A 12,989-nucleotide genomic window follows, 5' to 3' on the forward strand; every position below is an offset into this window, starting at 1 on the left:
ACAGACGTTCTCGCCGACTCGTCGATGGTTCGACACTGACTGACGGCGACGAACGGTGAACGACTCCTCGGCGATCGCGAGGCACCGTCACCAACGTGATTGGCCCCCGTCGAGGGGAATGACCGCACCACTCAGATACCGCGACGAGTCGGAGGCGAGAAAGGTCACCGCTCGGCCGATGTCGCGTTCGGGGTCCCCGATGCGCCCGAGCGGGATCGTGCGGACGAACTCGGCCGCATCCTCGGGGTTGTTGTCGATCCACCACTCGAGGGCGGGAGTCAGTGCATGTGGGGCGATGCAGTGCGCGCGTATGCCTTCGTGGCCCCACTCGCTCGCCGCGGTGCGCGTCAGGGTTCGCATCGCTTCCTTCGTCGCCGCATAGACCCCGAATCCGGAGGTGTCCCAACGCACCGCGGCCGATGTGATCATCGTGACGATGACTCCGCCGCCGCGTTCGACCATCGACGGGTGAACGGCACGCATCAGACGTAACGCCGCTCGTGGTCCTGTGCGGAGGGCGTAGTCGAAGAACTCGTCGCCCGACTCGTCCAGGGGTACGGGAAAGGCCGAGTTCGCATTGTTGACCAGGATGTCGATTCCGCCGAAGGATTCTTTCGCAGCGGACACCGCGGCTTCGCACGCACCGTCGGCGGCGATATCGGCCTCGTGAATTGCTACGTCGTCCACCGACGTGATGGCTGCGATCTCGGTCAGCACGGATTCGAGCTTCGACCGGGTTCGGCCTATCAGGAAGCACCGAGCACCGGAGCGGGCGAACTCCAGGGCAACTCCCCGGCCGATCCCCTGTCCCCCGCCGGTCACGAGCGCGACTTTGCCGCTGAGGTCTTCGGTCACAAGAATTCCTTTCCGGACTGCCATGGATCGACGGTCATCCGAAAACCGGGGAGATTCCCGACGTCGACCGTGTACTCGTACGTTCTGGTGTAACCGGTGCGGGCGATACGCCAGTTTCCGTCGCTTGCGCGGACGTACTCGTCCTCGTAGATCGCCGCTCCCCGCAGCATCGACCCGTGCGCCGGATGCATGACCATGTCCGAGAGTTGCCAGATCGCGGTCGCCACGTCGCCATTCACCACTATTTCCGGCTGTGTCACACGGTGTTCGGTGATCAATCCTGGCGGCATCGCGCGGCGCATGAAGGTGAGGACTTCCTCGCGTGAGGTGAAACGCAGGTGTTCCCCGTATTCGGCGACGACGTCTTCGGTGAGCGTCTCCGCGAACTCGTTCCACCTGCGACAATCGAGCGCTCGCATATAGCGATACTTGAGTTGCTCGATGTGTGCGACGTCGTCTACCGCCACGTCGTCCTCCCTGGCCGATTCGTCGATGCAGCCAATGAGAACACGTTTCATTTCAGTTGGGCGGGGTTTCGCTGGTCGAAGCGGCCTACGGAACCACCTGAACCACATCACCTGGTTGCAAGGCGTCGAAGAAGGTGACCGCCGCGTCGTGCGACAGGTGGACGCAGCCGTGCGAGAGGCCCGACAGTGAACCCTCGTGGAAGGCGATACCACCGTTGAAGAAGACCGAATACGGCATCGGCGCATCGAAATCCGTGCTCCAGAAGTCGGCGTCCTTGAAGGTCACGGCGAATGTTCCCGGTGGCGTCTCCCAACCGGGCCTGCCGTGTGTCACAGGTACCGGTCCGTACGTCGCCGCGCCGCCGTCCGCCAGCCAGGCCTCATTGGTCGACAGTTGCAGGCAGGCGCGTGCGGTCGCATCACACGGCATACCTGCAGGCTGGGCCGACGCAGATTGGGGTAGGTAGGCGATGGAGCCGAGGACACACACGCCAGTCACCGAAAATGTCGCAAGTGCACGCCGGATACGCACGATGATCACATCCGAAAGTTCGCCTTCACCCAGTATCGATCCGTTCGCTCTCGCCCGTCAACGAGGGACCCACCGTCGTCGGATGCCTCGGCCGTACCGATATCGTCATCGGGGCCGACACTCTGCGGTCGACGCGCGGCGCCGCTTGCACGAATGGATGCTCTCCGAGACATGCATGGGTCCGCGCAGTACGGTGATGCAAGTACTCAACAGGAGGCTGTTTCCATGAACTGGGCCGAAATCGGTGTCGTATTCGGGTATGTCGTCGTGGTCGCGACCGTGGCAGTCGTGGTGCTGCTCGTGGGAGCGCTCTTCGTCTTCTCCATCAAGGGTGACTACCAGGAAGAAACCCGGTCCAAGATGACCGGCGGCAAGAACATCGACCTGCGGACGTAGTCGCCCCACATCACGTTTCGAGACGTCTCGATTTCCAAGGAGTTCCGTATGACTGTGCAGTCGGTCGAGTCGAACCGCCACCGTGTGGTGGTCATCGGGTCCGGCTTCGGCGGATTGTTCGGCACACAAGCGCTGAAGAAGGCCGATGTCGACGTCACGATGATCGCGCGCACCACACACCACCTCTTCCAGCCACTGCTGTATCAGGTGGCGACCGGCATTCTCTCGGTCGGCGACATCGCACCGGCCACACGTCTGGTCTTGCGAAAGCAGAAGAACACCGAGGTGCTGCTCGGCGATGTCGAGAAGATCGACCTCGAAGCCAAGACCGTCACCTCCCGATTGCTCGAGCGGATCACCGTGACACCGTTCGACAGCCTCATCGTCGCTGCCGGCGCCGGCCAGTCGTACTTCGGCAACGACCAGTTCGCCGAATTCGCGCCGGGAATGAAAACGATCGACGATGCGCTCGAGCTTCGCGGCAGAATTCTTGGCGCGTTCGAGCAGGCGGAACTCTCGGACGACCCGGAAGAGCGCGCCCGTCTGCTGACCTTCGTGGTCGTGGGTGCGGGACCGACCGGTGTGGAGCTCGCCGGGCAGATCGCGGAGCTGTCTCGGCGGACCCTGTCGGGGGCGTTCCGGAACATCGATCCGCGGGAGGCCCGCGTGGTGCTCCTCGACGGTGCCGACAACGTTCTGCCCGTGTACGGCGGCAAGCTCAGCCGCAAGGCCGCCGAACGGCTCGAAGAGCTGGGCATCGAGATCCAGCTGGGCGCGATGGTCGACGACGTCGACGTGGACGGCTTGTCCGTCAAGGACAAGGACGGCACTCATCGCCGTATCGAGTCCCAGTGCAAGGTGTGGTCGGCCGGTGTGCAGGCGAGTCCGCTGGGCAAACAGCTCGCCGACCAGTCCGATGCCGAGGTCGATCGCGCGGGCCGAGTCCAGGTGAACCCCGACCTGAGCCTGCCCGGCCACCCGAACGTGTTCGTCGTCGGCGACATGATGTCGCTCGACAAATTGCCCGGACTCGCCCAGGTTGCCATGCAGGGCGGAAAATACGCGGCGAATCAGATCAAGGCCGGTCTCACAGGGGCCCGCCCCGAGGATCGTCAGCCCTTCAAGTACTTCGACAAGGGCAGCATGGCGACGATTTCCCGGTTCAGTGCGGTCGCACAGGTCGGGAAGCTCGAGATCAGCGGGTTCATCGGCTGGGTCGCATGGCTCGCCATCCACCTCATGTACTTGGTGGGCTTCCGCAGTCGACTCTCGACGTTGCTGTCCTGGACGGTGACCTTCCTGGGGCGTGGACGTGCGCAGATGGCGTCTACAGAGCAGCAGGTGTTCGCGCGGAACGTGATCCACCAACACCGATCGAATTCCCGGGCGGCCACTGCTCCGCCAGGGTCCGAGGAGAAGAAGGCTGCCGGTTGAGCCGAATTTGATGCGGGGTGCCCACTGTTCCGGGTGGGGCACCCCGCATTTTCACGTGGACGGTTTCCGGAGGTGCGTCAGTTGCCGATGGCCGCAGTGTCCGCGATGTTGGCGAGTCGCACCTGTCCCTTCGCGACCAGGCGCTGACGTTCGTCGGTGATACGGACCTCCCACAGCTGTTGGGTTCGTCCGCGGTGAATGGGCAGGCCTTCTGCGGTGAGGGTGCCTTCTCGCGTGGCGCGGATGAAGTCGGTGTTGTTGTTCACGCCGACGACGTGCCCGCGCCGCCCGATCCATGCGGTGCCTGCGATGCTCGCGACAGACTCGACGACGCTGCAGTACACACCGCCGTGCTGGATGCCCGCGGGCTGATGCAGTGAAGGCGCCACCGTCCATTCGGCGCGGACGCGGTCTGTGGTGATTTCCGTGTATACGAGGCCGATGACCCCGTCGAAGCCGATCGTCGGTCGGCCGACGAGGGCCGCGAGACCGAGCTCCGCGTTGTCCGACTGCCCGTTTCCGGCTGATGGTGTGCTCTGACCGTCGACCATGCCGTTTCTCCTCGATGCTGTGCTCGTTGATGCAGTTTCGGCTCGATCGGCCGCACCTCAATGGCTACACCAGGGCCTGAGAAGAAGAATCGGCGGGCCCACACCTTTTCGGTGTGGGCCCGCCGCGGGAAGGACCGGGAGTCACTGCAGCCCTCAGGACTCCGGCTCGGTCCGGTAAATCGGATTCTGGTCGGTGACGTGCGTTACCAACATGGCAAGTATAGGCAAGGCTGCCCTAATTACACAAGGGCTTTCTGGAACGAGGTTGCCGAAGCGGGACGCGAACGAATCGGCCGTGGACGCACCCGAACCGGCATTCCCGCCGCAACGAACGCGTCGAGCATCCCCTGCCCGCGGCGCTGTGCCACGTCCTCACCGCCGCCGGTCAGAACGGGAACGAGCGCAGCGGCACCGAGGACGGATTCGCCGACGAGTCCGGAGAATCGAACCCAATCGACCTGCGCGCAACGCGAAACGGCGCGGTGGATCGGCTTCAACGACGTGATGCACCGATGGGCAGTCCAGACAAGCAGTGCGCGTTCACACGGAACTGCGAGAGTTCCACGCATGCCGACAGTGTCGTCGTCCGGCAATGTGCGCATGGTTTCGTCCTGGACTCCCACCCAGTCGATACCGCAATCGTTGTCCATGTGTATCGAGAGGTTCTCGAATCCCGGATCCCATGCCCGCCCGTCGAGTACGACCGACGCGGCGACACGACCGACGACTGAGTGTACGAGCGAGGTCGCGACCTGAACGGCCGCAGCATGCGGGTCGTCGAGGTCGTCGAGCGCGCGTGCCCACATCTGCGGAACACGATCCCCTTCGAGCCCCTTCGACAGTTGCCACCAGCGGCGCTTGCCCTCGTCGGCCATCGTCGCGACGGCATACATACGCGGATAGTCCGGATTCAACGCGCGCAATCGTGCGCACGAGAGATCCAGGGCTGTTGTGCCGGCTGTGAGGGTCGAGGTCACGGTGCACTCCAATGTCGCGGGAACCTGTACTCGTAAGATAGGTTAGCCTAACCACTATTGATAGTCGGGACGGGGTGACGCTCGGCACGTTGACCATTTTCGACACCTCGTCGATGCTTGCGGCAAGGGTTCCGTAACCTAACAAGCACGGCACCGGAAGCCGGTCGAGTAGGAGGAACCACACCGCCCGTGACAACCATGCGCAAGCTCGCGGTCGCACCCACGATCCACACGAGCGAAGACTTTGCACAGCAGGACATTCCTCGTGGACCTGCGCCGACCCGTCTACGGATTGCGGCTGCGGCTCTGGACCTCGCAGTCGTCGCTGTGCCGCTCGTCCTCGGGTGGTTGATCGTGGACTCGCTGTCCGACGAGAACGGCGGTGGATCGGCAGACCGTGCCGTGTTCGGCGGGGCCGCCGTGCTGGTTGCATTCGGACTGCTCGTGTGGAATCGCGGATTCCGTGAAGGGCGAACCGGCCAGAGTGCCGCCAAGGGATGGATTGGGCTCGTTTCCCGGGATGCCGCGACAGCCGAACCACTCGGAGTCGGGAGAGCGCTGAAATCCCTTCTGCGCCCAGACCGAAGGATCGAGGTCGTCCGCGAGAAAACCGCCCTCGTGGAGGGTTTCTCACCGATCGAGAAGGATGTGTCCCTGTCGTCGACCAGACGGCGCCGACTGGTCGGGCTCGCAGTGTTGGTCGTAGTCTTTGTCTTCGTTCTCCTGGCGAGCATTGCCATCGGCGCCCGCCCCCTGACATTCGCGGAGATCTTCAATTCGTTGATCCATTCCGATGAGAGTCAGGCGGACATCATCATCCGCACGCTGCGCGGCCCCCGCACAGTTCTCGGACTCGTCGTCGGAATCGCACTGGGAGTGGCCGGTGCCCTGATTCAGGGACACACCCGGAACCCGCTCGCCGACGCCGGACTTCTCGGTCTCAACGCCGGAGCGGCTTTCATGGTCGTGATGTCGATGTACGTACTGGGATTCAGTGCACCCGGCGAATACCTGTGGTTCGCATTTCTGGGGTCGTTCCTCGCCAGCGTGGTCGTCTTCGGTATGTCGTCGATAGGTAACGGCGGTGCCAGTCCTCTGAGTCTCGCCCTGGCCGGTGCAGCCGTTGCCTTCTTCCTGCAGGCCATGACGAACGCGATCCTGATCATGGATCAGCAGAGTCTCGACGGGTACCGCTTCTGGGTCGTCGGCTCGGTCAGTGGACGTGGCTACGACATTCTGTGGCAGGTGCTGCCATTCCTCGTCCTAGGCCTGGTCATCGCCGTCGCCAGCACACCGAGCCTCAACGTGCTCAGTCTCGGAGAGGACGTCGCGCGTGGGTTGGGTACCAACATCGCCGTAAGCCGCACGCTCGGCATCATCGCCATCACGCTCCTCACCGGCGCCGCCACCGCTGCATGCGGTCCGATCGCCTTCATAGGCCTGGTGGTACCGCACGTGGCACGCGCCATCACGGGGCCGGACTATCGCTGGTTGGTGCCGTACGCGGGTCTGCTGGGCGGCATCATGCTCGTAACGGCCGACGTGATCGGGCGCGTGGTGGTTCGCCCTGGTGAACTCCAGGTTGGCATCGTCCTCGCCATCTTCGGCGCTCCCTTCTTCATAGCCCTCGTTCGCCGCCGAAAGTTGGTCGGCCTGTGACCGTCGTATCCAAGACCAGCCTCGACTCCACACCGCCCGAAGGCGTGCCGTCGAGGCCACCGTTCCGTATCGGACCCGTGTCGCTGGTCTTCCGGCCGTTCATGATCGGCGTCAACGTCGCCTTGCTGGTCGCACTCCTGCTGCTCCTGTGCATCAACATCGGACGCGGTGATTACGACCTGTCGATTCCCGAGGTCGCATCCGTCTTGGTGGGCGGCGGGACGAAGGCTCAGAACTTCATCGTCATGGACCTGCGTCTCCCCCGGTCCCTCACGGGTCTGTTGATCGGTGTCGCTCTCGGCTTGTCCGGTGCCCTGACACAGTCGATCGCCCGAAACTCGCTCGCCAGCCCGGACATTCTCGGAATCACCGCCGGTGCCAGCGCAGGCGCCGTTGCGCTCATCGTGCTCGGCGGTGGCGGCAGCTTCGTCGGGCTCCTCGCTCTCCTCGGGATTCCGATGGCAGCCCTGTGCGGAGGGTTCCTCACCGCGATCGTGATCTACCTCCTGGCATGGAAAGGCGGAATCGAAGGGTTCCGACTGATCCTCATCGGAATCGGTATCAACGCGATGCTCGTCGCCACGGTCGGATGGCTCCTCATCTCCGCCGACATCGACGACGTGTCCCGGGCCCAGGTGTGGTTGAACGGTTCGCTCAACGGCGCCAGCTGGGATCAGATGTGGCCTGTGGCGATCGCCGTCGTCGTGCTCGGTGTGCTCGTGGTGATCTCCACCTTCACCGTCGGAGCCCTGCGCTTGGGCGACGACAATGCCGCGTCGCTCGGCGTCAACACGAATCGTGCACAGACACGGTTGCTGTTGGCGTCCGTCGCTCTCGCCGCCGTGGCAACCGCGGCAGCCGGCCCGGTCGGGTTCGTCGCTCTCGCCGCGCCACAACTGGCGTTGCGGCTGGTCCGCTCCCCCGGTCCCCCGATGATCGCGTCCGCGCTCACCGGCGCCGTTCTGGTGGTGGGAAGCGACGTCGTCGCACGCACTCTGCTACCGGTGGAACTACCGGTCGGCATCGTGACCTCCGCCATCGGTGGACCGTTCCTGCTCTATCTGCTCGTTCGCAACAATCGGAAGGTGTCCGCATGACCGCGCACATCCCGCCCCGGCTCGTCGCCGATGGTCTGACCCTGGGATACGGCGACCGTACCGTCGTCGACGGTCTCGATCTCGCAGTGCACACCGGGGTCATCACCACGGTGATCGGGCCGAACGGGTGCGGGAAGTCGACCGTGCTGCGCGCCCTGGGTCGACTCCTCAAGCCCAAGGCCGGGACCGTGGCACTCGACGGCAAGACCATCGGGCGTATGCGCACCAAGGATGTGGCCCGCACCCTGGGCATGCTGCCCCAGTCACCGGTGGCCCCCGAGGGGCTGACCGTGGGTGACCTCGTTGCGCGTGGCCGCCACCCGCATCAGTCGTGGATCCGGCAGTGGTCGTCCGACGACGAAGCCGAAGTCGCCGAGGCGTTGGCACTCACCGGGGTCGCCGAACTTGCGGACCGGCCCGTCGACCAACTGTCCGGCGGACAACGACAGCGTGCGTGGATCTCGATGGCATTGGCGCAGGGCACCGACATCCTGCTGCTCGACGAACCGACGACCTACCTCGACCTTGCGCATTCGATCGAGGTCCTCGACCTGGTCGATCGCATGCACGCCGAACTCGGGCGCACGGTGATCATGGTCCTGCACGATCTGAATCTCGCAATTCGCTACAGCGATCAGCTCGTCGTGATGTCCGAGGGAGCGATCGTGGCCTCCGGCCCCCCGCAGGACATCATCACCAGCGAACTTCTGCTCGAGGTCTTCGGACTGGAGGCCTCTGTCATTCCCGATCCGGTCTCCGACCGTCCCCTCATCGTTCCCATCGGCACCCGTCACGTGTACGGACGGGTCGGTGGGCCCGAACGTGCAGCGAACGAATCACTTCCCGCGAGCGACGAGAGTGCGTAACAGGGTCACGCTCTGACTCATCGACACCTCCGGTAGGTACGCGCGTCCCACTGCGCTACCGATGCTGGGCAGCGCGGCCGGGTCGGCGAAGGTCATGTACATCGGTACGTACCGCGGCTGGAACTTGGACTTGAATGCCAGTAGCGACCGGAAACCGTAGACCGGCTCGAGGGTGCGCCCGAGCACGTCGAGAAGGTTGTCCATCATGGCTGCGAATGCGCCGTCGACGCCGGTGGACTCCGGGTCCATCTTGGCGAGCGGGGCACCCGACAAACTGAGGAATTCGAAGCCCTCCTCTTCGAGACTCAGTGCGGCGGATGCGATGAGGAACTCCATGGTGGGACGGAACCCGTTCGACCGTCGGCGCATGAAGTCCAGCGTCCAGCCCACGGCTCGACCGTCCCGGTGGACGGGGAGCCACGATGTCACTCCGTGCACCGTTCGGTCCTCGTCCACCGCGATGAGACAGCGCACCTGGGCGTCGTCGACCTCGTCCAGGCCACCGAGGGTGAACCCCATTTCCGGCATGCCCTTGTCCGCGACCCATTCCTCGGAGATGGCGGTGATCTGATCGGTGATGCCCATGGCAGCGTCCGGGAACCGGACCCATTCGGCCGTGATTCCGGACTTCTGGGCCTTGTTCAGGGCAGTTCGAACGTCCTGGAACTTCTTGCCGGTGAACGCAACGGAGCCGAGATCCAGAACGGTTTCCTCGGCAACCTGGATCGAACTCCACCCGAGTGCATCACTCGCCCTGCGTACCGACTCCGTCACCGAGTAGAAGCACGGGGTCCAGCCGTTCTCGGCAGCGAACTCGGCGAATCCCTCGACCAGCTCGGACGTGCGACCCGGTGGACCCACCGGGTCACCTGTCGTCAGCGCCACTCCGGCGAGCACCCGATAGGCGACGAAACCGCGACCTTCCGGTGCGAACCAGTAACTGTTTCCGGACCAGGTGGTCATCCAGGACAGCGGGCTGCCGGTGCCGTTGCGAAGCATGTCCCGGGCACGATCGCGGTCCTCGGCGTCGGTGCCCTCCATGGCGGGTCGCAGAAACGTGGTCCCGATCAGCGCGATGACCACCAGCCAGAAGGCGACACCGGTCCACTCGTACAGCACGGTGGCCGGAACGTTCACCGGAAGCAGTCGGGGGTCGAGCCATTGCAGGTACACCGGTGGCACGAGACGTTCGGGGAAGTCCGCCACCAACGTCGTGAACGACGGCCGCGGGTCGAACCCGGAGCGTGCGAGGAACCCGCCAGCGGCGTACATCGCCCACAGCGCGACTGCCACCGCTACGACGACGCCGGTGAGGTTGCGGTACGTGTGGCGTGGCGCCGCAACTCCGAACCAGCGGCGGGTGGCCAGCAGAACGACGAGCACGGCAAGCGGTGTGAGGAACGGCATCAGCGTGCGGTAGACGGTCGGATCGGCGAGTCCGTAGAACAGGGTGTCCTCGTCGACCGAATCCAGGTATCGGAAAACGAAGTTCGCCGCGGACAGGGCCAGCAACACGCACTGTGCCAGGACGGCTCCCCACCAGGCGAACCGCCGGCCACGCCGCAAACCGTCGCTGAGTACGAGCAGGAACAGTGAGGGCACGAGGCTCAGCAGAGTGGGCCCCACCCCGGACAGGCGAAGTTCGAGAAGACCGCGGCGGCAATCCGGATCCGTGGCCGACTGCTCACACAGTTCCCTGACTTCGGGAGCACTCCACGGCACGCCCCGGACGAGGTCCCGCAGCACCGCCAAGGGGCCGATCGCATCGCTCGACAGGGCTGCGAGAACCGGACCGATCGCGCTTGCCGCGACGACGATGGCGACGAGCATCCGACCCTCTCGCCTGGTTCCTGCGATCCGTGGGCCACGTGCGGAACGTCCGACGATCCACGGACCGGCGAGCAGTCCGACCACTGCGGCGGCGAGGCGGATCAGGTCGATCAGATGACCGCCGAACAACGCCGAGACGATAGTGAGGGCGAGTACACCGACACGGATGCGGCGGCGCCACAGGGTGTCCATGTTCGCCGTGGCGACCATCAGTGTGCCCACGATCCACCCGCCGGCGCCGACGGCGTATCCGATGTGCAGTTCGAAGCCCCAGTCGGAATCCACGGTCTTCGCGACCGCGGCGAGGGTGACCGCGCAGAGAGCTCCGGCGATCTGGGTGGTCAGTGCGGCAATCAGGAATCGCACCGATCCCATTCGTCGTTCGACCGGCACCGAGACCGCGACGATCAGGATTGTGATGCCCACATAGGAGGCCCAGCCCGACGCCCAGAACGCGGAGGTGATCAGACCCCACACCTCGAGGTGCTCGATGCCGACGACCCCGAGGCCGATGTCGCGACCCAGCGCGTGTGAGGGCCCTTCGACGATGCTCGAGGTCGCGAGTCCCAGTACCCAGATCACGACCAGGGCCACGACGCTGACGGGCGCGCGACGGACGGCCGACCAGCCCGAGGTGGTCCATCGCCCGATCGCAACTCGATTCGTCATCCCGCCCGCCTTCCGAATACGTCACGTCGGCCCGTCACGGCACTCTCGGTACAACGACGGCTATGACCATTACCACACCCCGTGCCAGGCGGTTACTACCACGGGTAGTACGAATTTGTGTCGTTGGTTCCGTAGAATCGAATCATGGCTGGACTCGGTGAACTCGAACGCGCGGTGATGGAGCATCTGTGGTCTGCTCCCGAAGCCCAAACGGTGCGACAGGTGCACGAGGCTCTCGCTGCCCGTCGAGAGCTCGCCTACACGACCGTGATGACCGTTCTACAGCGTCTCGCGAAGAAGCATCTCGTCATTCAACAGCGTGACGACCGCGCACACCGCTACCTGCCTGTGCATCAGCGTGAAGAACTCGTCGCCAGCCTGATGGTCGACGCGCTGCAGCAGGCAGACCAGTCGGGAAGTCGCGCAGCCGCCCTCGTTCATTTCGTCGAGCAGGTCGGAGCGGACGAAGCCGACGCACTTCGCGGCGCGCTCGCCGCACTCGAGGCCAAGGAGCGTGCCAACGGCGGGGACGCCACCGGAAGTGTTCGCGCGAGCTGACCTCGTTCATGCATGATGTGTAGGACATGAACGCCACCACCGCACTGGTATTCGGAGTACTCGCGTTGCTGCTCGCCGGCCCTGTGCCGGCACTGCTCAGCCGCGCCGAGTGGCCCTATCGAGCTCCCCGCGCCGCACTCGTCCTCTGGCAGGCGGTGGCACTTGCCGCCGTCTTGTCCGCCTTCAGTTCCGGCCTCGCGATCGCCAGCCAACTGCTGGTTCCCGGCCCGGACGGACGACCCACCACCGCACCCACCGCGGAGATCGAAGCGCTGGGTCTGCCCCTCTGGACCCTGTACGTGGTGGTGTTCGCTCTGACCTTGCTGATCGGCGCCAAGCTGATCTTCTCTATAGTGCAGGTCGGTGTGCGCACCCGAAGGCGGCGAGCCCACCACCGCATGTTGGTCGACCTTCTCGATCACTGCGATACGCAGTCGCCGCACGCGCGCACGCCCGATCTTCGGGTCATCGACGTGACCGAACCGATCGCCTACTGCCTTCCCGGCATCCGTCAACGGGTTGTCTTGAGTCAGGGCACGTTCACGAATCTCGGGGACGCCGAAATCAAAGCGATTCTCCGTCACGAACGATCTCATCTCCGTGCCAGGCACGACCTCGTGCTGGAGGCGTTCACAGCAGTGAACGCCGCGTTTCCGACCATCGTGAGGAGCAAGTCGGCACTGGGGTCGGTGCAATTGCTCGTAGAGATGCTCGCCGACGACTCGGCGGTGCGCGCATCCAGCCCGACGGCGCTCGCACGCGCCCTCGTCGCCTGCTCGGGATCCACGGCGCCTCGAGGCGCAATGGCCGTCGGCGGCCCCAGCACCCTGATCCGCGTCCAGCGTCTGGCGGCCGATGGGCCTGATCGACGTATCGCAGTCGGTGCCTACGCGGCGTCCGCGGCGATCCTGGTGATTCCGACCGTGGCCGTCGCAGTGCCGTGGCTAGTGGAACTGAGCCGACTCTTCGGCGGCAGTCACTGAGAAGTAGCTCAGGTCACAATCCGATCGTTCGTGGCAGTCTCGCGCGTCCCGTACACTGAATTGCGGTCGCCAGAGCGATCCATCGAAATCGAAACGGCACACAGCCCAATTCCTC

Annotated in this window: 13 protein-coding genes; 7 read left to right on the top strand and 6 right to left on the bottom strand. The window is 64.6% G+C overall.

Annotated elements, in window-relative coordinates; all coding sequences use genetic code 11:
- Positions 1-87 precede the first annotated feature (87 nt).
- From ACFWO3_RS08950 to ACFWO3_RS08960, 3 genes are all read right to left on the bottom strand, one after another.
- Positions 88-879, bottom strand: coding sequence for an SDR family NAD(P)-dependent oxidoreductase (locus tag ACFWO3_RS08950; protein ID WP_378576281.1), 792 nt, complete (start codon positions 877-879; stop codon positions 88-90).
- Positions 852-1,322 (bottom strand): nuclear transport factor 2 family protein, encoded by a 471-nt coding sequence (locus ACFWO3_RS08955; protein ID WP_378576284.1) that lies wholly within the window; start codon positions 1,320-1,322, stop codon positions 852-854. The genes ACFWO3_RS08950 and ACFWO3_RS08955 overlap by 28 nt, the downstream gene beginning before the upstream one ends.
- A gap of 85 nt (positions 1,323-1,407) precedes the next feature.
- Positions 1,408-1,752, bottom strand: coding sequence for a L,D-transpeptidase (locus ACFWO3_RS08960; RefSeq protein WP_378576286.1), 345 nt, complete (start codon positions 1,750-1,752; stop codon positions 1,408-1,410).
- Positions 1,753-2,079: 327 nt separating this feature from the next.
- On the opposite strand from ACFWO3_RS08960, the gene ACFWO3_RS08965 reads away from it, so the two are divergent.
- Positions 2,080-2,250, top strand: coding sequence for an adenylate cyclase (locus tag ACFWO3_RS08965; RefSeq protein ID WP_378576288.1), 171 nt, complete (start codon positions 2,080-2,082; stop codon positions 2,248-2,250).
- Between the two features lie 48 nt (positions 2,251-2,298).
- On the top strand, positions 2,299-3,684 hold the full coding sequence (locus tag ACFWO3_RS08970; RefSeq protein ID WP_378576290.1) for an NAD(P)/FAD-dependent oxidoreductase: 1,386 nt from the start codon (positions 2,299-2,301) through the stop codon (positions 3,682-3,684).
- A gap of 77 nt (positions 3,685-3,761) precedes the next feature.
- Here ACFWO3_RS08970 and ACFWO3_RS08975 read toward each other — a convergent pair whose 3' ends face one another.
- Positions 3,762-4,235 carry a PaaI family thioesterase gene (locus tag ACFWO3_RS08975; RefSeq protein ID WP_378576292.1) on the bottom strand — a complete coding sequence of 158 codons (474 nt, stop codon included), beginning with the start codon at positions 4,233-4,235 and terminating at the stop codon, positions 3,762-3,764.
- 239 nt (positions 4,236-4,474) lie between these two features.
- Positions 4,475-5,212 (bottom strand): hypothetical protein, encoded by a 738-nt coding sequence (locus ACFWO3_RS08980; RefSeq protein WP_378576294.1) that lies wholly within the window; start codon positions 5,210-5,212, stop codon positions 4,475-4,477.
- A 198-nt stretch (positions 5,213-5,410) separates the two neighbouring features.
- Here ACFWO3_RS08980 and ACFWO3_RS08985 point away from each other — a divergent pair, with 198 nt between their 5' ends.
- The 3 genes from ACFWO3_RS08985 to ACFWO3_RS08995 are packed head-to-tail and all read left to right on the top strand — an operon-like array spanning position 5,411 to position 8,834.
- A complete protein-coding gene (locus tag ACFWO3_RS08985) occupies positions 5,411-6,871 on the top strand; it encodes a FecCD family ABC transporter permease (protein WP_378576652.1) in 1,461 nt (486 codons plus the stop codon).
- Between the two features lie 44 nt (positions 6,872-6,915).
- Positions 6,916-7,968 carry a FecCD family ABC transporter permease gene (locus tag ACFWO3_RS08990; protein WP_378576654.1) on the top strand — a complete coding sequence of 351 codons (1,053 nt, stop codon included), beginning with the start codon at positions 6,916-6,918 and terminating at the stop codon, positions 7,966-7,968.
- Complete coding sequence (locus ACFWO3_RS08995; RefSeq protein WP_378576296.1) at positions 7,965-8,834, top strand: ABC transporter ATP-binding protein; 870 nt, start codon at positions 7,965-7,967, stop codon at positions 8,832-8,834. The genes ACFWO3_RS08990 and ACFWO3_RS08995 overlap by 4 nt, the downstream gene beginning before the upstream one ends.
- On the opposite strand, the gene ACFWO3_RS09000 is transcribed toward ACFWO3_RS08995, so the two are convergent.
- A complete protein-coding gene (locus ACFWO3_RS09000; RefSeq protein WP_378576298.1) occupies positions 8,805-11,333 on the bottom strand; it encodes a rhomboid family intramembrane serine protease in 2,529 nt (842 codons plus the stop codon). The two genes, ACFWO3_RS08995 and ACFWO3_RS09000, sit on opposite strands and share 30 nt — an antisense overlap.
- A 144-nt stretch (positions 11,334-11,477) precedes the next feature.
- Here ACFWO3_RS09000 and ACFWO3_RS09005 point away from each other — a divergent pair, with 144 nt between their 5' ends.
- Entirely contained in the window at positions 11,478-11,891 is a 414-nt protein-coding gene (locus tag ACFWO3_RS09005; protein WP_378576300.1) for a BlaI/MecI/CopY family transcriptional regulator, read from the top strand.
- 26 nt (positions 11,892-11,917) lie between these two features.
- A complete protein-coding gene (locus tag ACFWO3_RS09010; protein WP_378576303.1) occupies positions 11,918-12,874 on the top strand; it encodes a M56 family metallopeptidase in 957 nt (318 codons plus the stop codon).
- Positions 12,875-12,989: the final 115 nt, after the last annotated feature.

The sequence above is a fragment of the Rhodococcus sp. NPDC058521 genome (assembly GCF_042719695.1).
Taxonomy (GTDB): Bacteria; Actinomycetota; Actinomycetes; order Mycobacteriales; family Mycobacteriaceae; genus Rhodococcus_F.

Bases quoted from the DNA above. Each gene is read 5' to 3' on its own strand.
- ACFWO3_RS08995 (WP_378576296.1), top strand. From the start codon at position 7,965: ATGACCGCGCACATCCCGCCCCGGCTCGTCGCCGATGGTCTGACCCTG.
- ACFWO3_RS08970 (WP_378576290.1), top strand. From the start codon at position 2,299: ATGACTGTGCAGTCGGTCGAGTCGAACCGCCACCGTGTGGTGGTCATC.
- ACFWO3_RS09005 (WP_378576300.1), top strand. From the start codon at position 11,478: ATGGCTGGACTCGGTGAACTCGAACGCGCGGTGATGGAGCATCTGTGG.
- ACFWO3_RS09010 (WP_378576303.1), top strand. From the start codon at position 11,918: ATGAACGCCACCACCGCACTGGTATTCGGAGTACTCGCGTTGCTGCTC.
- ACFWO3_RS08950 (WP_378576281.1), bottom strand. From the start codon at position 879: ATGGCAGTCCGGAAAGGAATTCTTGTGACCGAAGACCTCAGCGGCAAA.
- ACFWO3_RS08985 (WP_378576652.1), top strand. From the start codon at position 5,411: ATGCGCAAGCTCGCGGTCGCACCCACGATCCACACGAGCGAAGACTTT.
- ACFWO3_RS09000 (WP_378576298.1), bottom strand. From the start codon at position 11,333: ATGACGAATCGAGTTGCGATCGGGCGATGGACCACCTCGGGCTGGTCG.
- ACFWO3_RS08975 (WP_378576292.1), bottom strand. From the start codon at position 4,235: ATGGTCGACGGTCAGAGCACACCATCAGCCGGAAACGGGCAGTCGGAC.
- ACFWO3_RS08960 (WP_378576286.1), bottom strand. From the start codon at position 1,752: ATGCCGTGTGATGCGACCGCACGCGCCTGCCTGCAACTGTCGACCAAT.
- ACFWO3_RS08965 (WP_378576288.1), top strand. From the start codon at position 2,080: ATGAACTGGGCCGAAATCGGTGTCGTATTCGGGTATGTCGTCGTGGTC.